The organism is Sediminibacillus albus (genome assembly GCF_900101125.1).
Lineage (GTDB): Bacteria > Bacillota > Bacilli > Bacillales > Amphibacillaceae > Sediminibacillus > Sediminibacillus albus.
The window spans coordinates 1-24,642 of sequence record NZ_FNFL01000009.1 but is presented as its reverse complement, the minus strand read 5'-3'; the positions used below and the strand labels follow the sequence as shown (position 1 = coordinate 24,642).

Sequence of the window (24,642 nt, the reverse complement as noted above, 5' to 3'; positions counted from 1 at the left end):
CGGCGAAAGGAGGGCTACTCGATGAACGAATTGAAAAAAAGATACCAAGAGGAAATCGTTCCTTCATTGGCAGAGAAATTTAATTATGATTCAGTAATGCAAGTACCGAAAGTAGAAAAAATCGTAATCAACATGGGTGTCGGCGATGCAGTTCAAAACACTAAAGCGTTGGATAACGCTGTTGAGGAACTTTCATTGATCTCAGGCCAACAGCCAATGGTTACTAAAGCAAAGAAATCAATTGCAGGTTTCCGTTTGCGTGAGGGGATGCCTATCGGGGCAAAAGTAACCCTTCGCGGAGAGCGTATGTACGAATTTCTTCAAAAGCTAATAGGGGTATCACTACCACGTGTACGTGACTTCCGTGGTATTTCTAGTAAAGCATTTGACGGACGCGGCAACTACACTCTAGGCGTAAAAGAACAATTGATTTTCCCAGAAATTAATTATGACAAAGTAAATAAAGTGCGCGGCATGGATGTTGTAATTGTAACAACTTCTAATACAGACGAAGAAGCACGTGAACTTTTAGCTCAGCTTGGCATGCCTTTCCAAAAATAAGCGGTAGAGCTAACACAAGGAGGGAAAATAGTGGCTAAAAAATCTATGATTGCGAAACAAAAACGCAAGCAAAAATTTAAAGTACAAGAGTACACACGTTGCGAACGTTGCGGACGTCCACACTCTGTACTACGCAAATTTAAACTTTGCCGTATTTGTTTCCGTGAACTTGCCTATAAAGGTCAAATTCCTGGTGTCAAAAAAGCAAGCTGGTAATCCCCGATCAGGGAAGGAGGTAATGAATAATGGTTATGACAGACCCAATTGCAGATATGCTTACTCGAATTCGTAATGCTAACATGGTCCGCCATGAGAAACTTGAAGTACCTGCATCTAAATTAAAAAAAGAGGTTGCAGACATTCTGAAGCGTGAAGGTTTCGTGCGCGATTACGAATTCATTGAAGATAACAAACAAGGTGTTTTGCGTATTTTCCTTAAATACGGCACAAACGAAGAAAGAGTAATCTCTGGCCTGAAGAGAATTAGTAAGCCTGGATTGCGCGTTTATGCTAAAGCTGATGAAATACCAAAAGTATTGAACGGTCTTGGCATTGCGATTGTTTCCACTTCACAAGGTGTGCTATCTGATAAAGAAGCACGCGCGCAAGCTATCGGCGGCGAAGTGCTCGCATACATTTGGTAATCTATTTAGATAAGATAGGAGGTGCTTTGAATGTCTCGTGTAGGTTTTAAAATATTAGAAATCCCAGAAGGTGTAGAAGTCAAACAAGACGGAAACATCGTTACAGTTAAAGGTCCTAAAGGAGAGCTTACTCGTACTTTCCATCCGGACATCACCATTAAAATCGAAGATAACGTTCTTACTGTTGAACGCCCAAGCGATAATAAAGAACATCGTGCTCTTCATGGAACTACCCGAAGCTTGATCGGCAATATGGTTGAGGGAGTCCATAAAGGATACGAAAAGAGCCTTGAAATTACTGGTGTTGGTTACCGTGCTACTAAGCAAGGGGATAAAGTTATCATTAACGCTGGTTATTCACATCCAGTGGAAGTGGAACAACGCGAAGGAATTGAAATCGAAGTTCCTGCTAACACAAAAGTAACTGTAAAAGGAATCGATAAAGAGCTAGTTGGAGCAGTTGCGGCTAACATTAGAGCTATTCGTCCACCTGAACCTTATAAAGGCAAGGGTATCCGTTACGAAGGTGAATATGTACGTCGTAAAGAAGGTAAAACTGCAAAATAAGGTAGGTTAGGGTACAGAAAGGAGTGACCTAGATGATCACAAAGCCTGATAAGAACGTTGTGCGAAAGAAAAGACACACACGTGTCAGAAAAAATCTGTTTGGTACTGCTGAGCGTCCTCGTTTGAACGTTTACCGCTCTAACAAGCATATCTACGCACAGCTTATAGATGATATCAACAGCAAAACATTGGCCAGCGCATCTACAGTAGATAACGATCTTAGCCTGGATGCGACAGGAAACGTTGAGGCTGCCCAAAAGGTTGGCGAATTAATCGCTAAACGTGCAATAGAGAATGGACACAAGAACGTAGTATTTGACCGCGGAGGTTACTTATACCACGGACGTGTAAAAGCATTAGCAGAAGCTGCTCGCGAAGCAGGTCTTGAATTTTAATAGAAAAAGGAGGGACATATATTGCGTACAAACATTGACCCGAATAAATTAGATCTTGAAGAACGTGTAGTCACTATAAACCGTGTCGCAAAAGTAGTAAAAGGTGGACGTCGTTTCCGCTTTGCTGCACTAGTGGTCGTCGGCGATAAAAACGGTCATGTAGGTTTTGGCACTGGGAAAGCACAAGAAGTACCAGATGCCATCAAAAAGGCAATCGATGATGCGAAGAAAAACCTAGTTAACGTACCAATCGTAGGTACAACTATTCCACATGAAATTACTGGCGGTTTTGGCGCAGGAAACATTCTTATGAAACCCGCTGCAGAAGGTACCGGAGTTATAGCCGGTGGACCTGTACGTGCGGTACTTGAGCTTGCAGGTGTTGGTGATATCCTATCTAAATCATTAGGATCTAACACACCAATCAATATGGTTCGTGCAACTATTAATGGTTTAAGCGAACTTAAGCGTGCAGAAGATGTTGCCAAACTACGCGGCAAGTCAGTAGAAGAACTGTTAGGATAAGGAGGGAAATCACATGGCTAAAAAGTTAGAAATTACCCTCACGCGCAGTGTTATTGGCAGAACTGAAGGACAGAAGGTTACAGTCAAAACACTAGGCTTGAATAAAATTCGTCAGACGGTAGTCCGTGAAGATACTCCTGCCGTAAGAGGCATGATTAACAAAGTATCGCATTTAGTAACGGTAAAAGAAGTATAATTAACGAAAAGCGCAAAGAGGAGGTGCTCGCATGAAACTTCATGAATTGAAGCCAGCAGAAGCTCGTAAAAAACGTAATCGTGTTGGTCGAGGAATGTCTTCAGGTAATGGAAAAACAGCTGGGCGCGGACATAAAGGACAGAAGGCCCGTTCAGGCGGCGGAGTACGTCCAGGTTTCGAAGGCGGTCAAATGCCATTATTCCAACGTTTGCCTAAGCGTGGATTTACCAACATTCATCGCAAAGAATTTGCGATCGTAAACTTGGAAGCTCTAAACCAATTTGATGAAGGCACAGAAGTAACACCTGAGCTTTTACTAGAAACTGGTGTCGTCAGCAAGCTCAAAGCAGGCATTAAAGTTCTTGGAAATGGTAATGTTGAAAAGAAACTTACTGTAAAAGCTCATAAGTTCTCTGCCTCAGCTAAAGAAGCTATTGAGGCAGCGGGCGGTCAAACTGAGGTGATTTAATGTTCCGTACAATCTCCAATTTTGTGCGCGTGGCTGACATTCGAGAAAAAATTGTATTCACTTTGTTGATGCTGATCGTTTTCAGGTTAGGTACCTTTATTCCTGTACCATTTACCAATCGGGAAGCTATTGACTTTATGAATGATCAAAGTGTGTTTGGGTTCTTAAACACGTTTGGCGGCGGTGCATTGCAGAACTTCTCTATTTTTGCAATGGGAATCATGCCATATATCACCGCTTCGATTATCATGCAGTTGTTACAAATGGATGTTGTACCAAAGTTTACAGAATGGAAAAAGCAAGGAGAAGTTGGGCGGAAGAAGTTGGCCCAATTCACTCGGTATGGTACGATAATTCTTGCTTTTATTCAGGCTGCTACAATGTCTGTCGGCTTTAATGCAATGACAGGAGGAGACTTAATTAAAGATCCTGGATTTGGAAAGTTCGCAGTCATTGCCCTTGTATTAACAAGTGGAACTGCATTTCTAATGTGGCTTGGTGAGCAAATCACTGCCAATGGTGTAGGAAATGGAATATCAATCATCATTTTCGCTGGAATTGTTGCGGCAATACCAAATGGCGTAAACCAAATATTTGAACAGTATTTTGGCGGAGATGTCGGCAATGATCTGTTTATTAACATAGTCATTGTCGCATTAATTGTGTTGGTAGTCCTTGCAGTAGTTGTTGGAGTTATCTTCATTCAACAGGCGTTGCGTAAAATACCAATTCAATACGCCAAGCGTTTAGTGAACCGTTCTCCAGTAGGTGGGCAATCCACCCATTTACCATTAAAGGTAAATGCAGCCGGTGTTATTCCAGTCATTTTTGCCATTTCGTTTATTGTGGCACCGCGAACTGTTGCTGGCTTTTTTGAAGGAAACGGTGTAGCTGATAGGATTGAAACGATTTTTGATTACACACAGCCAATTGGAATGGTGATTTACGTAGTATTAATTATAGCCTTCACTTATTTCTATACATTTGTACAGGTAAATCCTGAACAAATGGCTGAAAATCTCAAAAAACAAGGCGGATACGTTCCTGGTATAAGGCCAGGAAAGAATACTGAAACGTATCTAACCCGAGTTATGTACCGGCTTACTTTTGTAGGTGCTCTGTTTTTGGCGGCCGTATCTGTACTTCCATTGATTCTTGGAAACTTGGCTGGTTTGCCTCAAGCGGTACAAATTGGGGGAACAAGTCTCTTAATTGTTGTGGGAGTTGCTTTGCAAACGATGAAACAACTAGAGAGCCAACTTGTTAAACGCCATTACAAAGGCTTTATCAAGTAAGTAGTCAAAGCCACTTGTAAACCATTTGCGGATGGGAAACAAGGCTTGGCAACAAGCTGAGTGTCTTTATAAGAAATGAGAGCGAGGGGAAATTCATTGAATCTAATCCTTATGGGACTGCCGGGTGCCGGGAAAGGTACACAGGCAGAAAAAATAGTTGATAAATATCAAATCCCTCATATCTCAACAGGAGATATGTTCCGTTTAGCTATCAAAGAAGGAACGGAGCTCGGTAAGAAAGCAAAATCTTATATGGATCAAGGGGAGCTTGTCCCTGATGAGGTTACTATTGGTATTGTCCGTGAGCGACTAAGCAAAGACGATTGCCAAAAGGGCTTCCTGTTAGATGGTTTTCCTAGAACAATTGCCCAGGCAAAAGCTCTGGAAGATCTTTTGGCGGATATGGGTGAATCCCTTGATTATGTGTTACATGTTGAAGTGCCAAAAGAACAACTTATCGAGCGTTTAACTGGAAGAAGGATTTGTCCGACTTGCGGAGCAACTTACCATGTCCAGTACAATCCCCCTAAAGTGGAGGGGAAATGTGACAAGGATGGTACAGAGTTAATCCAAAGGGATGACGATAAACCAGACACAGTTAAGAAACGTTTAGAAGTTAATTTAGAACAAACACAGCCAATGCTTGATTATTATAAGCAAAAAGGCTATCTGGCCGCCATTAATGGTGCTCAAGATATTGAACTTGTTTTTCAGGAAATTGATGAAAAGCTCCGGAGTCTTTCTCAATGATTATTTGCAAAACCCCACGCGAGCTTGAGATAATGGGTCAGTCAGGCAAAATTGTCGCGTTGACACATGAAAAACTCAAGAAATTCATTGAACCGGGTATAACTACCAGAGAATTGGATAATATTGCTGAAAAGTTCATTCGCAGCATGGATGCAATTCCATCTTTTAAGGGGTATAATGGATTTCGCGGGAGTATTTGCGCATCAGTGAACGACGAGCTTGTGCATGGTATTCCGGGCAACCGGAAGTTACAAGACGGCGACATTATCAGTATTGATATTGGTGCTAAATATAAATCCTATCATGGCGATTCGGCTTGGACATATCCGGTCGGTAATATTGACGAGGATACAAAGAATTTGCTGCAGGTTACAGAGGCGTCTTTATTAAGAGGTCTTGAACAAGCAAAGCCAGGTGTCCGCCTTTCAAATATATCGCATGCCATTCAAAGTTATGTGGAGCCTAAGGGGTTTAGTATTGTGAGAGAGTATGCCGGACATGGAGTGGGGCGGGAGCTGCACGAAGATCCTAATATCCCTCATTATGGCCCTCCTAATAAAGGCCCGCTTTTGAAGACTGGCATGGTCCTTGCCATTGAACCAATGGTGAATGCAGGAGAAAGGTTTGTTAAAACTCTTGCAGATAATTGGACAGTTGTCACCCAAGATGGTAAAATGTGTGCTCACTTTGAACACACCATTGCCATTACAGAAAAAGGTTTTAAAATATTAACAAAAGCCTAAGTGAAGGTGATTGTGGTTGAGTGAATCAGAGTCGAGTCCGCGAATAGGTCAAGTTGTTCGAATTGCACGAGGACGGGAGGCAGGTCAATTTGCGATTGTCATACAAATTCTTGACGATCGTTTCGTCTTGCTTGCTGATGGAGAGAAAAGAAAATATGATCGGCCGAAGAAGAAGAATTTGCATCATATTGAATTAATGGATTATATTTCTCCGGAAGTCCAGAACAGCCTTCTAGAAACTGGTCGCGTAACAAATGGTAAGCTGCGTTTTGCTCTATCAAAATTTGTCAATGATATAGTGACTGATTTAAAGAAGGGAGATCAACTCGATGGCGAAAGACGATGCAATTGAAGTGGAAGGTACCGTTACTGACACGTTGCCTAATGCAATGTTTAAAGTTGAATTAGAAAACGGTCATACAGTTTTAGCTCATGTCTCAGGTAAAATTCGGATGCATTTTATACGAATCCTGCCAGGGGACAAAGTGACGGTTGAGCTTTCCCCATATGATTTAACTAGAGGACGTATTACGTACCGTTATAAATAAATGCTCCGATCCAAAAGGAGGTATGGATGATGAAGGTAAGACCATCTGTAAAACCAATATGTGAAAAATGTAAAGTAATCCGCCGTAAAGGCAAAGTTATGGTAATCTGCGAAAACCCTAAGCATAAACAAAAACAAGGCTAAATTGAAGGAGGTGCACGTATCTTATGGCACGTATTGCTGGTGTAGATATTCCACGTGATAAGCGTGTAGTTATTTCCTTGACCTATATTTATGGAGTTGGAAAGACTACAGCACAAGAAGTCTTAAAAGAAGCTGGAGTTTCTGAAGATACTCGAGTTCGTGATCTAACTGAAGATGAACTAGGAAAGATTCGTCAAGCAATCGAGACGTATTCTGTTGAAGGTGACCTTCGCCGTGAAGTTTCCCTTAACATTAAACGTTTGATCGAAATTGGTTCTTATCGTGGCATCCGTCATCGTAGAGGGCTTCCATTACGGGGACAAAAGACGAAGAACAACTCTCGTACTCGTAAAGGCCCGCGTCGTACAATCGCTAACAAGAGAAAATAAGTAAAAAGGAGGTTAGTTAATCAATGGCTCGTAAAACAAATACGCGTAAAAAACGTGTGAAAAAGAATATTGACACTGGTATAGCTCACATTCGTTCAACATTCAACAACACTATCGTGACTATCTCTGATGTTCAAGGTAACGTAGTAAGCTGGAGCAGTGCTGGTTCTCTTGGCTTCAAGGGTTCTCGTAAATCCACTCCGTTTGCTGCGCAAATGGCTGCTGAATCTGCAGCAAAATCAGGGATGGAACATGGTTTGAAAACGCTAGAAGTAACTGTTAAGGGTCCTGGTGCTGGACGTGAAGCAGCAATCCGTTCACTTCAAGCAGCAGGTTTAGAAGTTACAGCCATTCGTGACGTAACACCAGTTCCTCACAATGGCTGCCGCCCGCCAAAACGTCGTCGTGTTTAATTTTATCCGTATATAATTTGTCACCCTGTCTATAATGGGTTATGATAGCTAAAAAGTACAGGAAGCCTGAGGAATAGATCAGTGATCTGGTTTCATTGGGCCTCCCTACAGCATCGCAAATGACAGAACACAATACGAAGTTGCATAGTGCAGAGAACGGTAACTGCCTACCTGGGGAATTTCGGTTAGACCATTAACGTCTAACCGGGGTTTCGACGTTTTGAAGGAGGGTTTTAATTAATGATTGAGATTGAAAAGCCAAAGATTGAAACGGTTGAGGTGAGCGACGACGCTACCTTTGGCAAATTCGTAGTAGAACCGCTTGAACGTGGATATGGTACTACACTAGGTAACTCCTTGCGTCGTATCCTTTTATCCTCACTTCCTGGCGCTGCTGTGACATCCATCCAAATCGATGGGGTACTCCATGAATTTTCAACGATTGAAGGAGTCGTTGAAGATGTTACGACTATTATTTTAAACCTGAAAAAACTGGCTCTTAAAATTTATTCCGATGAGGAAAAGACATTGGAAATAGATGTACAGGGAGAAGGAAAAGTTACAGCTGCTGACATTACTTATGATAGTGATGTGGAAGTATTAAACCCTGATCTTCATATTGCTACGTTAGGAAAAAACGCTAATTTACGTATGAAGATTGTAGCTGAAAGAGGTCGCGGATATCGCCCAGCTGAAACAAACAATCATGAAGATCTGCCAATTGGTGTAATTCCGGTCGATTCTATTTTTACACCAGTAGCACGTGTTACTTACCAAGTAGAAAACACTCGCGTTGGCCAGATTACTAACTTTGATAAGTTGACTTTAGATGTTTGGACAGATGGAAGCATAAGACCTGAAGAGGCTGTTTCTTTAGGAGCCAAGATATATACAGAGCATTTGAATATCTTCGTTGGATTGACTGATGAAGCCCAAAGTGCTGAAATCATGATTGAAAAAGAAGAGGACCAGAAAGAGAAAGTTCTGGAAATGACTATTGAAGAATTGGACTTATCTGTCCGTTCTTATAATTGTTTAAAACGTGCTGGTATCAATACAGTGCAAGAGCTTGCTCATAAGTCGGAAGAAGATATGATGAAAGTTCGCAATCTTGGTCGAAAATCGTTAGAAGAAGTAAAACACAAACTAGAGGATCTTGGTCTAGGTCTACGTAACGAAGATTAATAAGTGAATAGACACCTTTAGAAATTCCGGAAAAGGGAGGGATAATCCATGGCTAGAAAACTAGGTCGTACTACTGATACACGTATGGCACTACTTCGCAACCTTGCCACAGACTTGATTATTCATGAACGATTAGAAACTACAGAAGCTAAAGCAAAAGAGCTTCGTTCTGTTGTCGAAAAAATGATTACGCTTGGTAAGCGTGGCGATCTTCATGCCCGTCGTCAAGCAGCTGCATTCCTATATAATGCAGAAGCAAATGAAAATGAAGATGTAATCCAAAAATTATTCTCAGACATTGCTGCACGTTATGATGAGCGTCAAGGCGGTTATACTCGCGTCCTTAAATTGGGACCTCGTCGTGGTGACGGAGCAGAAATGGCGATTATTGAGCTAGTTTAATTTTTTTAGTGTATGCTTGAAGGGCAGGACAGAATCTCTTTCACGAGGTGAATCCCAGCCCTTTTTTGTTGCATACAAAAGAAAGAGATGAACTATTGGGACTGTAAAGTTGTGAGTGAATCCATGATTTTGCGGATTCATTTCTAAAAAGAGTTACCTTTAAAAGCAGCAGCTTTGTGCTTATTTTGGGTGAATTTCCGAATTACATAGAGTCAAAGCCTGTGACTAAGTGATTATTATTTTGTCCAGAACTGGCATTTAAGGTCTTTCGACATGGAGTTGTTATTTCCGGGGAAATATTTACCGCGGTAGTAAGGAGGCCCATAATGGGGTATAACTTTATTGAATTCAAAAATGTATCTTTCCGTTATGGTGAAAACATGCCGTGGGTGCTGGAGAATGTTAGTTTTCAAATTAAGTCTGACGAGTGGATTGCTATTATCGGCCATAATGGATCAGGAAAATCTACTATTGCGAAGCTGATGAATGGTCTGCTGTCTCCTCAAAAAGGTACTATTTTGATTGATGGCATGGAAGTAAATGAGGACACTATTTGGGAAATCCGTAAAAAAATCGGCATGGTTTTTCAAAATCCGGACAACCAGTTTGTCGGTACTACTGTTCAAGATGATGTTGCTTTCGGAATGGAAAACCGAGGAGTCCCTCGCCAGGAAATGCTCAAACGATTGGAAGATAGTTTGTCGGCTGTAGGGATGCAGGACTATGAATTGCGAGAACCGCACCGACTTTCCGGCGGCCAGAAACAGCGGGTGGCAATCGCGGGAGTTCTGGCCATATCGCCACAAGCGATTATTTTGGATGAGGCTACCGCTATGTTGGATCCAAATGGCCGAAAGGAAATTATGGATACTATTCGGTCGGTAAAGAAAAAACATCCATTATCTTTAATAACGATTACACATGATTTAAATGAAGTGACCCTTGTCGATCGGGTGATTGTGATGAATAAAGGGAAGGTTTGGCTGGAAGCATCTCCAAGGCAAGTGTTTTCCAGAAAAAAAGAACTACTGGAAATCGGTCTGGATATACCCTTTATAGCTAAGCTGGCTGGCCATCTGTCGCAACAGGGCATGCCTTTGAAAAATGAACCATTAAGCCATGAAGAGCTTCTGGAGGAATTATGGACATATCATTCAAAAATGTAAGCTATACGTATCAGTTAAACACCCCATTCGAACATAAGGCGATTGAGGATATGAGCTTTAATATACCTTCCGGATCCTTTGTGGCAATAGTAGGGCATACAGGTTCTGGAAAATCGACGTTGATCCAGCATCTCAACGGTTTACTGCAGCCCACAGCTGGGGAAGTCGCGATAGGTTCCTACCGTCTAACAGCAGAGAAAAAGTTAAAAGATTTAAAAGAACTTCGCAGTAAGGTTGGGATTGTTTTTCAATATCCAGAGCATCAGTTATTTGAAGAAACAGTTGCCAAAGACATTGCCTTTGGTCCTTTGAATTTTGGTGTAGAGCAACAGGAAATAGAGAAGCGTACGGCAGAAGCACTAAAAGCGGTGCAATTGCCAGAGGGAATGTTGGAGAGGTCTCCGTTCGAGTTGAGCGGTGGCCAAATGAGAAGAGTGGCGATTGCCGGTGTTCTTGCAGTCCAGCCGGAGGTTCTTATATTGGACGAACCGACTGCCGGGCTAGACCCGCGAGGCCAAAAAGATATGATGGAAATGTTCAAAAGGCTGCATAAACAAGAAGGATTGACCACTATATTGGTTACTCACAGTATGGAGGATGCTCTCGTATATGCTGATCATGTGATGATAATGGACCACGGCAGGAAGTATATGGAGGGCAGTCCGCAAGAAGTCTTTGTAAAGAAAGAGGAATTAAAAAGAGTTGATCTAGACGTTCCTGAAATTATCCAGTTCATCTTTAAGGTTAGAGAAATGTTCCCGACAGATTTGAACTATCATGGGCAAACGATACCAGAATTAGCTGAGGAATTGGGAAGAATCACCAGGGGTGATATCCATGAATAATGCATTCATTATCGGACAGTATGTTCCAGGTGAATCAATTGTTCATCGGTTAGACCCACGAACGAAAATGGTGGTTATTTTCTTGTTTGTCATTATCGTTTTCTTTGCAAATTCTTTTTGGAGTTATGCCCTGCTGGCTGTATTTTCTCTGGCGTGCGCCTTGTTTACCCGGATTAAATTTTCCTATATTATTAAAGGATTAACACCTGTATGGTTTTTAATCATTTTTACTTTTCTTCTACATCTTATTGTGACAAAAGAAGGAGATATTCTCTTCCGGATTTTTACTTACCCTGTATACGCAGGAGGAGTGATGCAAGGGGCTGCAATTTCCTTGCGTTTTTTTCTCTTAATCATGGTTACATCTTTACTAACGTTGACCACGACCCCGATAGAAATCACGGATGCGATTGAAAGTTTATTGCAGCCCTTGAAAAAGATAAGATTCCCTGTTCATGAATTAGCATTGATGATGTCTATTTCCTTAAGATTTATTCCAACCTTGCTGCAAGAAACAGAGAAGATTTCCAAAGCCCAAGCTTCCAGGGGTGTAGATTTTAAAACCGGAAGAGTAAAAGAGCGAATTCAGGCGGTTGTACCGCTGTTAGTCCCTTTATTTGTCAGTGCCTTTAAAAGAGCTGAAGAACTGGCAATGGCAATGGAAGCAAGAGGATATCAAGGCGGAGAAGGACGGACGAAGCTGCGCGAATTAAAAATCCAACAAAGAGATATTCTTGTATTTGGAGTGTTTGCATTACTAATCGTCGGCTTGTTATTCACCCGCGCATAAGAAAGTAGGTCTGTGATAAATTGCAAAGGTTAAAATGTATAATCAGCTACGACGGCACCCATTTTTCCGGGTATCAAATTCAGCCGAATGGCCGGACTGTTCAGGAAGAAATAGAAACGGTGCTTGAGAAAATCCACAAAGGTAAGCATATAAGGATCGTTGCATCCGGCCGGACAGACGCAGGCGTACATGCGAAGGGACAGGTGATTCACTTTGATTCGAATATCGCTATGCCGGAAGCTAATTGGAAAAAAGCAATTAATGCTCTCTTGCCGAAAGATGTACAAGTGAAAAAAGCGGAAAAGGTGTCTGACGATTTTCACTCTAGGTACGATGTAAAAGAAAAAGAATATCGCTACTTTGTATTGAATACAGAAGACAGAGATGTTTTTCAACGCCATTTCAGCTGGCAGCATGCCGGAAATATAGATGTGGGGGCCATTCAGTCAGCCTGTAAACTACTCGAGGGAAAGCATGACTTCTCCTCTTTTTGTTCTGCGAAAACGGATTTAAAGGGAGATAAAATTAGGACAATATATGAGGCATCCTGTTATAAAAAAGAGGATATGCTCGTTTTCTGTTTTAAGGGAAATGGCTTCTTATATAATATGGTGAGAATATTAGTGGGCACTTTGCTGGAAATTGGAAAAGGCAAAAGAAGTGCCAGAGATATCCCTGGCATTATTCGTGCAGAAAATCGTGGAGAAGCAGGAGAAACCGCGCCACCACAAGGATTGTTCTTATGGAATGTTGACTACTGAGATAACCAAAAGAAAATTCCGAAAAAAAATTAGTAAAGCAACGCATCCCCGTGTAACATTTTCTTGACAATATCCTTATATTGTTATAGTATGATTAATGGCATTTTATTTCTATACCACGATTAGCCCCGGAAAGTTAATTCGTGTAGAATAGATGGAAATACGCAAATCTGCCCAATCGCTTTTGGTTTGAATAATTAACTGACAAGCGGGTGTATTACCTGCCTACAGTGATTTTTCTCTAATAGAGTTGGGTAGCGACGCTAGATAAAATTGATTATGGAATATTGAAATTCAGGAGGTAACGGATCATGCGCACAACTTTCATGGCGAATGAAAATAATATTGAACGCAAGTGGCTTGTTGTGGATGCTGAAGGACAAACGCTAGGTCGTTTGGCAAGTGAAGTTGCTGCGATTCTTCGCGGTAAGCATAAACCAACATACACACCGCATGCTGATACAGGTGATCATGTAATCATCGTAAACGCTGAGAAGATTGAACTTACAGGTAACAAGCTTAATGATAAGATGTACTACCGTCATTCTAATCACCCAGGTGGTTTAAAGCAGCGGAATGCGAATGAAATGCGTACAAAATACCCAGAGCAAATGCTTGAACTTACTGTTAAAGGAATGCTTCCTAAAGGCAGCCTTGGCCGTAAAATGGGTAAGAAATTGCACGTGTTTAGAGGACCGGATCATAACCATCAAGCACAAAAACCAGAAGCATACCAGCTTCGCGGATAATTAAAGGAGGTAAAAACAGTGGCACAAGTACAATACTACGGCACCGGACGCCGTAAAAGTTCAACTGCACGCGTACGCTTAGTACCAGGTACTGGACGTATCGTTGTAAATAATCGTGACGCCGAAAGCTATTTCCCATATGAAACATTGCGTACTATCATCAAGCAGCCTTTGGCTATTACTGAAACAGAAGGAAGCTATGATGTACTAGTAAATGTTGATGGTGGAGGATTCACTGGCCAAGCTGGAGCAATCCGCCACGGTGTTGCCCGTGCTCTACTAGAAGCAGATCCAGAATACCGTTCTGCGCTTAAAAGAGAAGGGTACCTTACTCGCGACTCCCGCATGAAAGAACGTAAGAAATACGGTCTTAAAGGCGCTCGTCGTGCACCACAATTCTCGAAGCGTTAATAAACCTTATATACCAAGGGTTTACCCTCTTTGCTCTTATCGAGCAGAGAGGGTTTTTTCATGTCCAAATTTGGAATACCCCTTGAATACCCCAAGTTAAAATTTCATGTACCTCTGGAACATATCGGCTGTTTTCTCCTTCGCTTCATCGGTCACATGAGTATAAATATCCATCGTGGTTTGAATATCGGAATGGCCGAGGCGGACTTGTACATCTTTGATTGAAGCTCCGGCTGCAAACAAAAAACTGGCATGTGTATGCCGGAATGCGTGAACATTTATTTGTGGCAGCTCTGGGTTCTTTAAATAAATCTGCTGGAGTTTTTCATTTAAGTAAGCCAGTCGACAATAATCCATTTCATGTTTTAATTGATTATAAACCGTAAAGACTGGCTGTCTTTCATCAGATTGAAAAGGAGCAGCAAGTTCTAACGTCAAATAGTGCTGTATTTGCTTGCTACGCCATTTTTTCAAAATCGCTAGTTTTATCATCTAGGTTTCACGAGAAACCAGTAACTGAGGGACAAATCTGGTATCGAGATAATTGTATAAGTAGCTGTTGTTTGATTATATAAGAGTCGCATAAGAGAGGAGGAGGCTAAGGGTCAACAGCATCTCTATGTCCCTGTGACCCGGGCAATGTATATTGTTGTAGTTCTGGCTAATAGGTATTTTAAGTATTATGTAATACAATTTTGTAATCAAATTATTGATTATTTAATTGAGATTTTCAGCGGAAAGGCAAAAAAGTTTACCTGAGTAAATACATGTTATAATGTATCATCATAATAATTGTTCTTATCATAAGTAATAGTTTTCTTATGACGTATAGGCTGCATATATATGGACATGGAGAGATAATAAAAATGGCAGAATGGCGGGATTAGTTATGGCTAAAAAAAGCATCAAGACTTTTCGAATCCTAAATTGCAAAAATTATATTACCACTACTTAAAAGAAAAATTATTAAGCTAAACCTGTATTTTAAGCAGCTTTCTGTTTAGAATACCTTTTCGCATATTTGTATTTTATTCGAGAGGTGACATACATGATGAAAATTACAGATAGGATAAATTCTTTATTGGTTGCTTTCTTAATTTTAACCATAACAATAGGAATGCTAACGTATATAAGATTCGAGCAAAGTTTTAGTATATTCCTTGTTACAGGTTTATATATCATAGCATTCCTTATTTTAGGTTCGGTATTAACAATTGCAGTTGATTTTTTGACACAAAAACTCAATGTAGGTAAAACTGTGAATTACTTAATATGCGTAGTGTTTTCTTTATTACTCGCCTTGTTATTTATAGATAGTTATTTAGATATGGCTTTAATATTCATTTATTGTTCAACTATACTATGGGTTAGTAACCAATTTTTTTTAAAACGGACCGAGAATCATAATTGATGAATTAAAAAAGATGTGATTTTGCTCTCACTTTACTAATATTAGTGGTTAGTTAAGTAGCCGAAACATGGTATAAGCCATGTATCCATTCTGAGTCAAAGTAAATTAACAAACATTTAGCATTCCAATTAACATATAAATTGGAATGCTTATTTTTGATAATTTAACAATATTTATACCCAACATGATAGCAAATTGACACTTTAATTAGCAGGTAAGCATGACGATATCTATTTACGTCGATCAATTTAAAAAATAGGTAGGAAGATAAACGGTTGACGGTCAATTTCGAAGCCCCTTTAGGGGCTTCGTTGGTAAAGTGCCTTTATAAGGCGAAACTAAAACCGCCTGTTTTACGGGCGGATAGATATTGTTGATTTTCTCCATGATTAAGTTAAAAAAAGATCTTAAACACACCGAATATCAACAAAGTAAATATCACCTGAATCATAACAAATAGTGCATATCCTTTATTGGGATTTTTTTGTTGGTTTTTTTGATAATATTTAATTACCAGGTACTCATTTGAAAAGCAAGTAATGTTAACGAGTGATAAAAATAAAATTGTTATGATTAAGGCATTGTCATAAGATAAAAAAGAGGTTGAAAAAAGAATAAGCGAAATTACAAGAAAAATGTAAGAGTATCGAAAATTCTTAGGTATTATCGTCATATCTCACAAACTCCTTCTGATGTTATTCGGCCGCGGTATAAGAACCACTGTAAATTAACCCTATTGCTGTGAGGGCATCACCACAACTGAAGCCCATTGTAGATACGACACCTTCTTGCTCATCCATATTGTCTTTCATTTCTTGCGCAATGTCATTAGCTGTTTCTTTTACTACAGTGTCACCGCCTGCCATATAACGATTAAATTTAATGTTGCTTGATCGTAATTGACCAAGGTTAAGTGAAGTGTCCAAGCTTTTAAGATTATGCGCCAATTCATTTTTATTGACGATTTTAATTTGCTTGTTTCCTTCTGAATCTGTGTAATTCTCTAGCTGATTAGAGACAGTTTGCAATAGTTCTAGTTGCTCTTGTGTTAAGTTGCTATTCTTTGTTTTAGAGGGTAAAGCTTGAGCTGATACTGAGCTTCCAACTATTCCGACGAACAACACAGTGGCCATGAATACAAAGGTAAGTTTTTCCACACCCTCAAATACAACATCCTCCTAATAGTTTTCTAGTTTACAATAAGATCCCACGAAACCCTAAAAGGAAAAAACGGTGATTTAAAGCGGTTATCAAATACCATATAACGGAAAATAAACCCGCCTTTGAAAGAACGTAAGAAATACGGTCTTAAAGGCGCTCGTCGTGCACCGCAATTCTCGAAGCGTTAATAAACCTTATATACCAAGGGTTTACCCTCTTTGCTCTTATCGAGCAGAGAGGGTTTTTTCATGTTCGAATTTGGAGTCTCAGTACACATCCTATGAATATCAAGAAGAAACCAAAAAAAGAGGCATTATCACAAGCATGACCCGACGAGGGGACTGCTTTGATAATGCCGTCATTGAAACTTTCTATCCTTCCATAAACTCCGAAGAATTCATCCCTGCTATACGAGGGTTACTACCAATTCTACAGAACGAGAAAAAGTAGAATCAAACATGTATTATTATAATTACTGTCGACCATTTTCAAAATTAAACTGCCAGACTCCTATACAATTCAGAGTCATGGCAGCCTAGGTGTTTTATTTAGTCTTATTTGATTGTGTCGCTCCAAGTTCAGATGAGAGCTTTTCCTACATGAGTGACTCATTTAATTAAGTGATGTTATTTCACCAGTACTTTTACTTACAGCGTACAAGCCTATTTTTTCTTTGAATTGAGAATCATCTTCGCCAACTACGTTATATGCTTTCATAACATAGCTGTCTTTTTCTTGTTCTTTTTCTTCTAAGTGAAGCTCAAAATTGTTGGACGGATGATTTTGCTTCTCCAAGTATCTAAACAATTTCTCTGCAGCCCACTCTTCAGTCATCTTCTCATTGGAACTATTGTCTTCGGTATGATCCTGAACAGTATCTTGCATTTTAATATATATTGTTTCATCACTATTAAAGTTAATGGCTAGCAAGGTAAATACACTAGCAAATAGAATGACACCTATAACGATATATCTTTTCATGATTTATTACCCTCCTATATGAACTTGGCTCTATTGGAGATAATGTAAATATGCCCTCACAGGTGAAAAATTCTATCTACAGGGGGATAGAGCATCCTTAAGTCATTAAACATTTACTGAGCCTTCTGGTAAGATATTTTTAGATTTAGCCAATTAATGGATATCTATGCTCTCTCCATTATAGGTAGGTATCTTGTATTTAAACAATAAAGAAATTATACCGAATCATTTACAGTTTCTCCAATTATAAAATACATTTTCCGTCTACGAAATTATAGAAATGGAACTTACACAATTTTGGTGTAATAGGGGTTCTTATCACCTGGATGTGCAGTATAGCCAGTGATATCACGGTTACGGGGCCCCCTAAAGAGGTAAATATTGAATTATCTTCTACAAGTTCTGCAGATAAGACAAGTGGTAATAATCTTGATAACAACCTTATGATGGCGACGTCAGAGGCAACAGGTACAAAGACGGTAAGTCGAACAACTTTACAGGGTAATGCATACAAAATCACTTATAATCAAGCCGCAACATATTCGTCAACCCCAGCTCGTGAGGCATGGGAGTAAGCGCTTCAGTATCTGATACTATGGTAGATGGCGTTAATTACGAAATAAACATACATTATTATCCAAATACAATTCTTCCAAGCATTGATACTAAAGGATTTCGATTGATTAGGTATCCTCAAGATTTAATTGTATAGTTCTCAAAACGTTAATTGGATTTATCAAACCGAAACCTCTGGCATTAAGCCAGGGGTTTTTTTGTTATCGACGATAAATGCCTCGTTCCTGTAATGCCGCCGGTATTCACGTCAAATTACTGTCATAAACCGTAGCCTTGTCCCATATAGTTGAACAACAGGACGAACGTTTTAGGGGGATAAGACAATGAGAAAGTACGTAAAAGTGACCATTTGGATGATCGGTGTTATTCTGTTGGTCTTATTAATTCAATATCCAATTCAACAATCGACAGATTCCTGGGATTCATGGTCACTGCCATTGTCAGGAAAAGTAATTGTACTGGATCCGGGACATGGAGGACCAGATGGAGGAGCAGAAGGAAGCGATGATACGCAGGAAAAGGAAATCGCGCTGATTGTCGCTAAAAAGCTGCAAAACTACTTGCAGCAGGCAGGTGCATTAGTCTTTTTGACAAGAGAGAATGACCAGGATCTCGCAAGTGAAGGCACAAAAGGGTTATCAAGAAGGAAATCGGAAGACATACGTAACCGTTTGGCCTTCATTAAGGATAAGGAAGCGGATTTCTTTGTAAGTATTCATTTGAACGCCCTCCCGTCTAAGCAATGGTCCGGCGCCCAAACATTTTATTTCCCACCCAAAAAAGAAAATGAAAACTTGGCCAAATTAATTCAGGCAGAGATTAAGCGAAATTTGGAAAACACCAATCGGGAAGCACTTGCTCTTAATAGCATGTATTTGTTAAAGCATGCTTCATCACCAGGGGCCTTGGTGGAAATTGGTTTTTTGTCTAATGAGCATGAGCGGGAATTGTTAAAATCCAACAATTATCAGGAAAAAATGGCTGCCAGTATTTATGAAGGAATCCTTCGCTATGTAACAGAAGGCAAAGAAGATTGAATGGAGAGCACCATACGAATCGATAATCCATATCACTTAGAATCCCTGTGAGATATGTTATACTAGCAGTGAAGGGACAAGCACATCGATTAAAGGATGGTGACACATTTGCTAACACAAGAGCAAGTTTATGAATTATTAAATCCGATTGAGGACCCGTTTTTACATACCACCTTTGAAAAAACCGGCGCGATTGAAGAGGTACGCATTAAGGAAGAGAAGAAGCATGTAAGCGTCAAGATAGCGATTGCCAAAACAAATACAGGCGAACAGATGCAATTGCAGCAGGAGATAGTAAATGTACTAAAGAAAGCAGGTGCAAATACAGTCGGGCTCCGCTTCGACCAACTGCCGGAGGAAGTGATAGAAAAATATCAGCCTGCAGAAGACCAGGATAAGGCACACTCGCTCTTAGGCGAAGGATCCAAAACTAACTTTGTAGCCATTGCCAGCGGTAAAGGCGGGGTAGGGAAATCAACAGTGACCGTAAACCTTGCTGTAGCTTTAACCAGACTAGGAAAAAAAGTTGGAATTATAGACGCAGACATATATGGGTTTAGTATTCCGGATATGATGGGAGTGGAGGAGCGCCCTGTCGTTCGTGGGGAGAAGATTATACCTGTTGAACGCTTCGGTGTTAAACTCGTTTCTATGGGATTTTTTGTGGAAGATAACTCACCGATTATTTGGCGCGGCCCTATGCTCGGAAAAATGCTTACAAGCTTTTTTAAAGAAGTTGAGTGGGGCGAGCTTGACTACCTATTGCTTGATCTGCCGCCAGGTACAGGAGATGTAGCACTTGATGTTCATTCCATGCTGCCGTCTTCTAAAGAAATTATTGTAACAACTCCACATCCAACAGCTGCCTTTGTTGCTGCCAGAGCTGGTCAGATGGCTTTACAGACAGACCATGAAATTATTGGAATAGTTGAAAACATGGCCTATTTTGAAAGTAAAGTAACTGGAGAAAAGGAATATGTTTTTGGAAAAGGCGGCGGAAAGAAGCTTGCGGAATATCTAAAAACGAAAGTAATCGGCCAGTTACCGTTACAGCAGCCTTATGATGAAGATGGAGTGTTTGCTCCTTCGGTTTATCAAGAGGACCATCCTAACGGAAAAGAATACAGGAAAGTTGCTGCGAAAGTAATTGATACTTTTGAATGATCATTTGAAAAATAGCAGGCCTGTTACAAAGGTCTGCTTGCAGGCTGTTCGGGAATTCTCGAATGGCCCTTTTTTTGTTTCGATTAAAAAAAGAAATGAAATCAGGGTTAATGGAAGAAATAATTCTGGAGGAGACAGATAAGCAAGGTTTTATAAGGAGAAGCGGGCGTTCCTTCACGGAAAATGAGCGGTCAGCCCTTCCCTTAAAGAGATAAAAAAGCTTGCAGAAAAACCCTGAGGCTTCTCTACAAGCTGGGCAGACATTGGATCTGCTTTTTAAGGTGCGTTTCGGAAGAAGGGGAAGTGTAGCACTGGCTTATCCGCCACCGCCTTGTCCACCGCCTTCACCTTGTCCTCCACCACCGCCCTGGCCGCCTTGACCACCTTGACCGCCACCTTGACCAGAACCACCACCTTGACCTTGAGAGCCTTGGGTTGGTTTCATCTGTTCAGCGGCTTTCAGGATGATGTCACTCATTTGCGCCTTGAACATTGGGGATTCCATGGTTTCTTGAACCGTCTTTTCTAAATGTTCCCGGAATTGCTGACTTTTTAATGCACTCACCATTTGCTCCGTCATTTCCGGGTTTTGAAATAATTCCATCATCTGCTTTTGGAATGCAGAATCGCTCATTAGTCCCTTCATTACGTCTTTGTGCTGATCTTGAAGGGTCTTAGAGAACGATTCGACAAATTTGGGATCGTCGAACATCTTTGTCCAGAATTTTTTTCCTTCTTCGGAAGTTAATGCTTTATTGACAGAGTCTTTGACGGTGTTACCCTCAATCACATAGGTTTTTTGCATCTCTTCATCAGAGAGAACCTCTGTGATTGCTTTCTTTCCTTCATCGGTTTTCAATATATCGGTAACCATTTTTTTGGTGGTGTCGTAATTGCCTTCTTCTCCACTTGTAGGATTGCCCCCGCCTCCGCAAGAGCTTAGCATAAGCAGAGAAGCACAAATCATCATTGCTGGAATGAGTCTAAACACAAAGGGTCAACTCCTTTTATTCCACTTACTTAATCTTAATATGGTAAGGATCAGAAAAAATATGTATGGGTAAGGAAAAAACTAAGGATTCATGGTAAAATACCAGAGGGACAAGGTACTCGTTAATTAGGAGGATATATAGTGAGCAGCAGAAATTGGGTACATATGTTTTTAACTACACTGTTAGTCGGCGCGGTTTCTACAATTTTAACCAGCTTTTTTGTAAAGGCTAATTCTTATGCTGAATTTTTAAAGCCTATAGATTTATTTGAACTTTTAGGGTTATTGGTATTTTTTACGGCGCTTGGATTAGTATTCAGCTTAATCAGCCAAATGGGTTTTTTCGCATACCTTACGATTAATCAATTTGGTTTGGGAATGTTCAAGGGATTTTGGACTCCTATTCAAGTTGTCTTGGTTTTATTTACTTTGTTTGATTTAATTTATTTTAGATACAAGTCAGCGGACGGAGAAGTTGCCATTTTCATTTATATACTGGTAGCTGTGGTTTTATTAGGTTACAGCTTGATCATTGCTGGGATTAAAGCAAAGGAAACAAACTCCAGGGCATTCATACCTGCTTTGTTTTTTATGTTTGTAGTCACTTCAATTGAATGGGTGCCTGGACTTCGTTCCACTGGCAGCGACTATGCCTGGTTAATGATTATTCCGTTATTAGCATGTAATACATATCAGTTATTGCTGCTGCATCGAATAACAAACCAGAAAGAAGCAACACAAGGAAAAGCATTAACAGCAGAAACAAAACCGAAAAAGAATAAAAAGAAAAAAAGCAAGCGTAGAAATTAAGACGCTTGCTTTTTAATCATTATTCAATTGCCTCTGATTCAGCTTCTGTCCTGGCAATCAACTCGGAGATTGTTACGTAATGAAACCCCTTGTTTTTAAGACCGGGCAAAACAGTTTCAAGAGCGCTGGGCGTCTGCTTCACAGAATCAGAAGCATGCAGTAGGATAATGTCCCCGTTGGCAGTATTTTTAAGAATATTATCGATGATGTTTTGTTCACCCGGATTTTTCCAATCCTGAGGATTTACATTCCACTGGATGACTTTAAACCCAAGTTCTTCGGCCATGGCCAATATCTCCTTATTAAAGTGGCCGCTTGGTGTACGAAGTAACTTGGTTTCCGGGTAACCGAGCTTCCGAAAAACCTCCTTGGCGTAGGTCAAGTCTTTCCTTACTTGTTCCTTCTCCTGGCTTAAATAACTTTTATAACGATAACCGAGCATTCCGATTTCATGTTCATCTTCTGCAATCTTATCCACAATTTCCGGATGCCGTTCGGCCCATTCCCCGCTTAAAAAGAAAGTTGCTTTTGCCTTGTGTTTTTTCAATTGTTCAAGGATTGGTTCCACTTTTTCATTTCCCCAGCTAATGTTAAAGGTTAAGGCGATGTCAGGATCCTGGTCGTTACCTTTGCTTAAGGCGGCGGGACTTTCTTTGCTTGAGAATACCGATAATGTACTTTCGCTATCTATCCATAAGATAAAAGCAGAAAATAGCGCAGCTATCATGATGAACGCCCACCTTTTCCATCGATTCCATTTCAGTACATAAAAATGTTCCATTTCTCCCCTCCTTTTGGACTTGCTCTATTTTATGATGGAAACTCCCTGTTAATGAGCTTGTGGGGAAGGATTGTCTTTGCAGGATTCAAAATTTTATTATTATTCACATTTACAGCGAGCTTACATTTTATTTACCGCTGTCTTTATAAAACGCAGAGAAATGGAAAAAATAATAAATGATTCAACCTGGTAAAGTGAAAATAAGGAGAATCCATTAAGAGGTGATAAGATGCTTGGGTTTATAGTCAATGATATGGAACAAAAGGAGATAGAATATCTTATTAAGAGAGAATTGGAAGAAATGCTTATGGATCTTCAAGATAAGCGGATAGATCATCGGGTAAGAAGAGCAATCAAAGAACGGTACCGGATTCTCTTTCAGCTATTTCGCAGAGTAGCGGAAGAAAAGGAGTGCATAAAGTACATACCTAAGTGACTAATGGATTGTTAGTAACCATTCTGTTAATATGTTATATTCGGTTTACAGCATATAATCTGGATGGAGGATGGTTTATGGCTAAGATAGAAGCGATTATTTATGATCTTGATGGAGTAATCACTGATACTGCTGAATACCATTTCCTAGCATGGAAAACATTGGCCGATGAACTTCACATTCCTTTTGACCGTGCTTTTAATGAACAATTAAAAGGGTTGAGCAGAATAGATTCTTTAAATTTGATTCTTGAGCAGGGCAGCAAGAGTTATACGGAGAAAGAAAAAGAACAACTGGCTGCTAAGAAGAATGAGCATTACCAGACATTGATTAGGAAAATCAGCCCGGACGATTTGCTTCCGGGAGTAGAAGCCTTTATGAAGGAAGTAAAGCAAGCAGGCATAAAAACAGGCCTGGCTTCGGCTAGTAAGAATGCCCAAACAGTTATTCAGAAGCTCGAAATTACAGACTTATTAGATACAGTAGTAGATGCAGCTGAAGTAAAACGGGGAAAACCTGATCCAGAGGTGTTTTTGACTGCAGCAGAACAATTGGGGGCAAATCCGGATAACTGTATAGGGATTGAGGATGCCCGCTCGGGTGTGGCCGCTATTAAGTCGGCTGGCATGTTCGCGGTAGGAATTGGAGACCGGGAGACATTATCCAGGGCTGACTGGATTATTGAAGATAGCAGCCTGTTAAGCTTAAGCCTGCTTAAACAAAAATATGATTGATTAGAGACAGACTTCTGGGGATATATGGTCAGTGAAACTAAGCTGAAATTTGACTGTGGATATCCGCCAGAAGTTTTTAATAATTTCTATTGATAATGGATTATGGATATGTTATATTATTTTTTGTTGCAAGTTGGCGCCGTAATTATTGCTGAATGATTCGTTCAACTTTGGTTACATTTTTATTGAAAAACCGTTGACACTTACATGCAACCATGATATAGTATATTTCGTCGCCAAAAACGGCGGCCCGCAAAATTTGATCTTTGAAAACTGAACAAAACAACCAGTATGTCAAGTAAGAAACAAGCTAGTTTTTTGAACGAGCAAGCAAGCTCATATTTTATGGAGAGTTTGATCTTGGCTCAGGACGAACGCTGGCGGCGTGCCTAATACATGCAAGTCGAGCGCGTGAAGCAGCCGGATCCCTTCGGGGTGAAAGCTGTGGAACGAGCGGCGGACGGGTGAGTAACACGTGGGCAACCTGCCTGTAAGACTGGGATAACCCCGGGAAACCGGGGCTAATACCGGGTAATACTTTTCTTCGCATGAAGAGAAGTTGAAAGGCGGCTTTTCGGAGCTGTCACTTACAGATGGGCCCGCGGCGCATTAG

General features: G+C 40.4%; 34 protein-coding genes, 1 rRNA gene and 2 pseudogenes. 32 read left to right on the top strand and 5 right to left on the bottom strand.

Annotation, left to right across the window (positions count from 1 at the left end):
- Positions 1 to 21: 21 nt before the first annotated feature.
- From rplE to rpsI (BLR93_RS16945), 24 genes are all read left to right on the top strand, one after another.
- A complete protein-coding gene (gene rplE / locus BLR93_RS17060; RefSeq protein WP_093217269.1) occupies positions 22 to 561 on the top strand; it encodes a 50S ribosomal protein L5 in 540 nt (179 codons plus the stop codon).
- Between the two features lie 30 nt (positions 562 to 591).
- Positions 592 to 777: a type Z 30S ribosomal protein S14 gene (locus tag BLR93_RS17055; RefSeq protein ID WP_026569056.1), complete on the top strand. Its 186-nt coding sequence runs from the start codon at positions 592 to 594 to the stop codon at positions 775 to 777.
- Between the two features lie 29 nt (positions 778 to 806).
- A complete protein-coding gene (rpsH, locus tag BLR93_RS17050) occupies positions 807 to 1,205 on the top strand; it encodes a 30S ribosomal protein S8 (protein WP_093217267.1) in 399 nt (132 codons plus the stop codon).
- A gap of 30 nt (positions 1,206 to 1,235) precedes the next feature.
- Positions 1,236 to 1,772 (top strand): 50S ribosomal protein L6, encoded by a 537-nt coding sequence (gene rplF, locus BLR93_RS17045; RefSeq protein WP_093217264.1) that lies wholly within the window; start codon positions 1,236 to 1,238, stop codon positions 1,770 to 1,772.
- A gap of 32 nt (positions 1,773 to 1,804) precedes the next feature.
- Positions 1,805 to 2,167, top strand: a complete 363-nt coding sequence (rplR, locus tag BLR93_RS17040; RefSeq protein WP_093217262.1) for a 50S ribosomal protein L18 — start codon at positions 1,805 to 1,807, stop codon at positions 2,165 to 2,167.
- A gap of 21 nt (positions 2,168 to 2,188) precedes the next feature.
- Positions 2,189 to 2,692: a 30S ribosomal protein S5 gene (gene rpsE / locus BLR93_RS17035; RefSeq protein ID WP_093217259.1), complete on the top strand. Its 504-nt coding sequence runs from the start codon at positions 2,189 to 2,191 to the stop codon at positions 2,690 to 2,692.
- A 13-nt stretch (positions 2,693 to 2,705) separates the two neighbouring features.
- Entirely contained in the window at positions 2,706 to 2,888 is a 183-nt protein-coding gene (gene rpmD, locus BLR93_RS17030) for a 50S ribosomal protein L30 (protein ID WP_093217257.1), read from the top strand.
- A 31-nt stretch (positions 2,889 to 2,919) separates the two neighbouring features.
- On the top strand, positions 2,920 to 3,357 hold the full coding sequence (gene rplO, locus BLR93_RS17025; RefSeq protein WP_093217254.1) for a 50S ribosomal protein L15: 438 nt from the start codon (positions 2,920 to 2,922) through the stop codon (positions 3,355 to 3,357).
- Positions 3,357 to 4,652 carry a preprotein translocase subunit SecY gene (gene secY / locus BLR93_RS17020; RefSeq protein ID WP_093217252.1) on the top strand — a complete coding sequence of 432 codons (1,296 nt, stop codon included), beginning with the start codon at positions 3,357 to 3,359 and terminating at the stop codon, positions 4,650 to 4,652. The genes rplO and secY overlap by 1 nt, the downstream gene beginning before the upstream one ends.
- Positions 4,653 to 4,748: 96 nt before the next feature.
- On the top strand, positions 4,749 to 5,402 hold the full coding sequence (locus tag BLR93_RS17015) for an adenylate kinase (RefSeq protein ID WP_093217249.1): 654 nt from the start codon (positions 4,749 to 4,751) through the stop codon (positions 5,400 to 5,402).
- Complete coding sequence (map, locus tag BLR93_RS17010) at positions 5,399 to 6,145, top strand: type I methionyl aminopeptidase (protein WP_093217247.1); 747 nt, start codon at positions 5,399 to 5,401, stop codon at positions 6,143 to 6,145. Before BLR93_RS17015 ends, map begins: the two co-directional genes overlap by 4 nt.
- A 16-nt stretch (positions 6,146 to 6,161) precedes the next feature.
- Positions 6,162 to 6,497 carry a KOW domain-containing RNA-binding protein gene (locus BLR93_RS17005; protein WP_093217243.1) on the top strand — a complete coding sequence of 112 codons (336 nt, stop codon included), beginning with the start codon at positions 6,162 to 6,164 and terminating at the stop codon, positions 6,495 to 6,497.
- Positions 6,475 to 6,693 carry a translation initiation factor IF-1 gene (infA, locus tag BLR93_RS17000; protein ID WP_003464670.1) on the top strand — a complete coding sequence of 73 codons (219 nt, stop codon included), beginning with the start codon at positions 6,475 to 6,477 and terminating at the stop codon, positions 6,691 to 6,693. The genes BLR93_RS17005 and infA overlap by 23 nt, the downstream gene beginning before the upstream one ends.
- 29 nt (positions 6,694 to 6,722) lie before the next feature.
- Positions 6,723 to 6,836 (top strand): 50S ribosomal protein L36, encoded by a 114-nt coding sequence (gene rpmJ, locus BLR93_RS16995; protein ID WP_003156543.1) that lies wholly within the window; start codon positions 6,723 to 6,725, stop codon positions 6,834 to 6,836.
- A 23-nt stretch (positions 6,837 to 6,859) separates the two neighbouring features.
- Entirely contained in the window at positions 6,860 to 7,225 is a 366-nt protein-coding gene (gene rpsM / locus BLR93_RS16990) for a 30S ribosomal protein S13 (RefSeq protein WP_093217241.1), read from the top strand.
- 23 nt (positions 7,226 to 7,248) lie between these two features.
- Entirely contained in the window at positions 7,249 to 7,638 is a 390-nt protein-coding gene (gene rpsK, locus BLR93_RS16985) for a 30S ribosomal protein S11 (protein WP_093217238.1), read from the top strand.
- Between the two features lie 240 nt (positions 7,639 to 7,878).
- Positions 7,879 to 8,823 carry a DNA-directed RNA polymerase subunit alpha gene (locus BLR93_RS16980; RefSeq protein ID WP_093217236.1) on the top strand — a complete coding sequence of 315 codons (945 nt, stop codon included), beginning with the start codon at positions 7,879 to 7,881 and terminating at the stop codon, positions 8,821 to 8,823.
- 48 nt (positions 8,824 to 8,871) lie between these two features.
- Positions 8,872 to 9,225, top strand: a complete 354-nt coding sequence (gene rplQ / locus BLR93_RS16975) for a 50S ribosomal protein L17 (RefSeq protein WP_093217233.1) — start codon at positions 8,872 to 8,874, stop codon at positions 9,223 to 9,225.
- Between the two features lie 326 nt (positions 9,226 to 9,551).
- Positions 9,552 to 10,391 (top strand): energy-coupling factor ABC transporter ATP-binding protein, encoded by an 840-nt coding sequence (locus BLR93_RS16970; RefSeq protein WP_093217230.1) that lies wholly within the window; start codon positions 9,552 to 9,554, stop codon positions 10,389 to 10,391.
- Positions 10,367 to 11,236, top strand: a complete 870-nt coding sequence (locus BLR93_RS16965; protein ID WP_093217228.1) for an energy-coupling factor ABC transporter ATP-binding protein — start codon at positions 10,367 to 10,369, stop codon at positions 11,234 to 11,236. The genes BLR93_RS16970 and BLR93_RS16965 overlap by 25 nt, the downstream gene beginning before the upstream one ends.
- Positions 11,229 to 12,026, top strand: coding sequence for an energy-coupling factor transporter transmembrane component T family protein (locus BLR93_RS16960; RefSeq protein ID WP_093217225.1), 798 nt, complete (start codon positions 11,229 to 11,231; stop codon positions 12,024 to 12,026). The genes BLR93_RS16965 and BLR93_RS16960 overlap by 8 nt, the downstream gene beginning before the upstream one ends.
- Before the next feature lie 20 nt (positions 12,027 to 12,046).
- Positions 12,047 to 12,787, top strand: a complete 741-nt coding sequence (truA, locus tag BLR93_RS16955; RefSeq protein WP_093217222.1) for a tRNA pseudouridine(38-40) synthase TruA — start codon at positions 12,047 to 12,049, stop codon at positions 12,785 to 12,787.
- Positions 12,788 to 13,098: 311 nt separating this feature from the next.
- Positions 13,099 to 13,536 (top strand): 50S ribosomal protein L13, encoded by a 438-nt coding sequence (gene rplM, locus BLR93_RS16950; RefSeq protein WP_026569074.1) that lies wholly within the window; start codon positions 13,099 to 13,101, stop codon positions 13,534 to 13,536.
- 18 nt (positions 13,537 to 13,554) lie between these two features.
- Positions 13,555 to 13,947 (top strand): 30S ribosomal protein S9, encoded by a 393-nt coding sequence (gene rpsI, locus BLR93_RS16945; RefSeq protein ID WP_093217220.1) that lies wholly within the window; start codon positions 13,555 to 13,557, stop codon positions 13,945 to 13,947.
- Between the two features lie 96 nt (positions 13,948 to 14,043).
- Here the strand turns inward: rpsI (BLR93_RS16945) and BLR93_RS16940 are convergent, their stop codons facing one another.
- Both BLR93_RS16940 and BLR93_RS16925 read right to left on the bottom strand, forming a co-directional pair.
- Positions 14,044 to 14,439, bottom strand: a complete 396-nt coding sequence (locus BLR93_RS16940) for a tyrosine-type recombinase/integrase (protein WP_245690189.1) — start codon at positions 14,437 to 14,439, stop codon at positions 14,044 to 14,046.
- A gap of 1,614 nt (positions 14,440 to 16,053) precedes the next feature.
- A complete protein-coding gene (locus BLR93_RS16925; protein ID WP_093217212.1) occupies positions 16,054 to 16,515 on the bottom strand; it encodes a hypothetical protein in 462 nt (153 codons plus the stop codon).
- 126 nt (positions 16,516 to 16,641) lie between these two features.
- Between BLR93_RS16925 and rpsI (BLR93_RS16920) the strand changes: the two are divergent.
- Positions 16,642 to 16,707 (top strand): annotated as a pseudogene (gene rpsI / locus BLR93_RS16920) (30S ribosomal protein S9); the annotation flags it as partial.
- A gap of 64 nt (positions 16,708 to 16,771) precedes the next feature.
- Positions 16,772 to 17,058, top strand: a pseudogene (locus BLR93_RS16915) (hypothetical protein); the annotation flags it as partial.
- Positions 17,059 to 17,131: 73 nt separating this feature from the next.
- On the opposite strand, the gene BLR93_RS16910 reads toward BLR93_RS16915, so the two are convergent.
- The gene (locus BLR93_RS16910) at positions 17,132 to 17,500 is read right to left on the bottom strand and encodes a hypothetical protein (RefSeq protein ID WP_093217210.1); all 369 of its coding nucleotides are present in this window, start codon (positions 17,498 to 17,500) and stop codon (positions 17,132 to 17,134) included.
- Between the two features lie 899 nt (positions 17,501 to 18,399).
- Here BLR93_RS16910 and cwlD point away from each other — a divergent pair.
- Positions 18,400 to 19,113 (top strand): N-acetylmuramoyl-L-alanine amidase CwlD, encoded by a 714-nt coding sequence (gene cwlD / locus BLR93_RS16900; RefSeq protein WP_093217204.1) that lies wholly within the window; start codon positions 18,400 to 18,402, stop codon positions 19,111 to 19,113.
- Between the two features lie 108 nt (positions 19,114 to 19,221).
- Positions 19,222 to 20,277, top strand: a complete 1,056-nt coding sequence (locus BLR93_RS16895) for an Mrp/NBP35 family ATP-binding protein (RefSeq protein ID WP_093217202.1) — start codon at positions 19,222 to 19,224, stop codon at positions 20,275 to 20,277.
- A 316-nt stretch (positions 20,278 to 20,593) separates the two neighbouring features.
- Here the strand turns inward: BLR93_RS16895 and gerD are convergent, their stop codons facing one another.
- A complete protein-coding gene (gerD, locus tag BLR93_RS18425; protein WP_093217199.1) occupies positions 20,594 to 21,268 on the bottom strand; it encodes a spore germination lipoprotein GerD in 675 nt (224 codons plus the stop codon).
- A 141-nt stretch (positions 21,269 to 21,409) separates the two neighbouring features.
- Here gerD and BLR93_RS16885 point away from each other — a divergent pair, with 141 nt between their 5' ends.
- Complete coding sequence (locus tag BLR93_RS16885) at positions 21,410 to 22,078, top strand: KinB-signaling pathway activation protein (protein ID WP_093217196.1); 669 nt, start codon at positions 21,410 to 21,412, stop codon at positions 22,076 to 22,078.
- Positions 22,079 to 22,097: 19 nt separating this feature from the next.
- On the opposite strand, the gene pdaB is transcribed toward BLR93_RS16885, so the two are convergent.
- Complete coding sequence (pdaB, locus tag BLR93_RS16880) at positions 22,098 to 22,859, bottom strand: polysaccharide deacetylase family sporulation protein PdaB (protein ID WP_093217194.1); 762 nt, start codon at positions 22,857 to 22,859, stop codon at positions 22,098 to 22,100.
- Between the two features lie 229 nt (positions 22,860 to 23,088).
- Here pdaB and BLR93_RS16875 point away from each other — a divergent pair, with 229 nt between their 5' ends.
- The 3 genes from BLR93_RS16875 to BLR93_RS16865 form a co-directional block, all read left to right on the top strand.
- Positions 23,089 to 23,295, top strand: coding sequence for a hypothetical protein (locus BLR93_RS16875; protein WP_093217191.1), 207 nt, complete (start codon positions 23,089 to 23,091; stop codon positions 23,293 to 23,295).
- Between the two features lie 77 nt (positions 23,296 to 23,372).
- Positions 23,373 to 24,029, top strand: coding sequence for a beta-phosphoglucomutase (gene pgmB, locus BLR93_RS16870; protein WP_093217189.1), 657 nt, complete (start codon positions 23,373 to 23,375; stop codon positions 24,027 to 24,029).
- A 342-nt stretch (positions 24,030 to 24,371) separates the two neighbouring features.
- Positions 24,372 to 24,642: ribosomal RNA gene (locus BLR93_RS16865) — 16S ribosomal RNA — on the top strand; the annotation flags it as partial.

What these genes read in the sequence shown, in the direction of transcription:
- rplE (WP_093217269.1), top strand. Translation starts at nt 22, where the DNA reads ATGAACGAATTGAAAAAAAGATACCAAGAGGAAATCGTTCCTTCATTG.
- rpsH (WP_093217267.1), top strand. Translation starts at nt 807, where the DNA reads ATGGTTATGACAGACCCAATTGCAGATATGCTTACTCGAATTCGTAAT.
- rplF (WP_093217264.1), top strand. Translation starts at nt 1,236, where the DNA reads ATGTCTCGTGTAGGTTTTAAAATATTAGAAATCCCAGAAGGTGTAGAA.
- rplR (WP_093217262.1), top strand. Translation starts at nt 1,805, where the DNA reads ATGATCACAAAGCCTGATAAGAACGTTGTGCGAAAGAAAAGACACACA.
- rpmD (WP_093217257.1), top strand. Translation starts at nt 2,706, where the DNA reads ATGGCTAAAAAGTTAGAAATTACCCTCACGCGCAGTGTTATTGGCAGA.
- rplO (WP_093217254.1), top strand. Translation starts at nt 2,920, where the DNA reads ATGAAACTTCATGAATTGAAGCCAGCAGAAGCTCGTAAAAAACGTAAT.
- secY (WP_093217252.1), top strand. Translation starts at nt 3,357, where the DNA reads ATGTTCCGTACAATCTCCAATTTTGTGCGCGTGGCTGACATTCGAGAA.
- map (WP_093217247.1), top strand. Translation starts at nt 5,399, where the DNA reads ATGATTATTTGCAAAACCCCACGCGAGCTTGAGATAATGGGTCAGTCA.
- infA (WP_003464670.1), top strand. Translation starts at nt 6,475, where the DNA reads ATGGCGAAAGACGATGCAATTGAAGTGGAAGGTACCGTTACTGACACG.
- rpmJ (WP_003156543.1), top strand. Translation starts at nt 6,723, where the DNA reads ATGAAGGTAAGACCATCTGTAAAACCAATATGTGAAAAATGTAAAGTA.
- rpsM (WP_093217241.1), top strand. Translation starts at nt 6,860, where the DNA reads ATGGCACGTATTGCTGGTGTAGATATTCCACGTGATAAGCGTGTAGTT.
- rpsK (WP_093217238.1), top strand. Translation starts at nt 7,249, where the DNA reads ATGGCTCGTAAAACAAATACGCGTAAAAAACGTGTGAAAAAGAATATT.
- BLR93_RS16980 (WP_093217236.1), top strand. Translation starts at nt 7,879, where the DNA reads ATGATTGAGATTGAAAAGCCAAAGATTGAAACGGTTGAGGTGAGCGAC.
- rplQ (WP_093217233.1), top strand. Translation starts at nt 8,872, where the DNA reads ATGGCTAGAAAACTAGGTCGTACTACTGATACACGTATGGCACTACTT.
- BLR93_RS16970 (WP_093217230.1), top strand. Translation starts at nt 9,552, where the DNA reads ATGGGGTATAACTTTATTGAATTCAAAAATGTATCTTTCCGTTATGGT.
- BLR93_RS16965 (WP_093217228.1), top strand. Translation starts at nt 10,367, where the DNA reads ATGGACATATCATTCAAAAATGTAAGCTATACGTATCAGTTAAACACC.
- BLR93_RS16960 (WP_093217225.1), top strand. Translation starts at nt 11,229, where the DNA reads ATGAATAATGCATTCATTATCGGACAGTATGTTCCAGGTGAATCAATT.
- rplM (WP_026569074.1), top strand. Translation starts at nt 13,099, where the DNA reads ATGCGCACAACTTTCATGGCGAATGAAAATAATATTGAACGCAAGTGG.
- BLR93_RS16940 (WP_245690189.1), bottom strand. Translation starts at nt 14,439, where the DNA reads ATGATAAAACTAGCGATTTTGAAAAAATGGCGTAGCAAGCAAATACAG.
- BLR93_RS16910 (WP_093217210.1), bottom strand. Translation starts at nt 17,500, where the DNA reads ATGAAAAGATATATCGTTATAGGTGTCATTCTATTTGCTAGTGTATTT.
- cwlD (WP_093217204.1), top strand. Translation starts at nt 18,400, where the DNA reads ATGAGAAAGTACGTAAAAGTGACCATTTGGATGATCGGTGTTATTCTG.
- pdaB (WP_093217194.1), bottom strand. Translation starts at nt 22,859, where the DNA reads ATGGAACATTTTTATGTACTGAAATGGAATCGATGGAAAAGGTGGGCG.
- BLR93_RS16875 (WP_093217191.1), top strand. Translation starts at nt 23,089, where the DNA reads ATGCTTGGGTTTATAGTCAATGATATGGAACAAAAGGAGATAGAATAT.
- pgmB (WP_093217189.1), top strand. Translation starts at nt 23,373, where the DNA reads ATGGCTAAGATAGAAGCGATTATTTATGATCTTGATGGAGTAATCACT.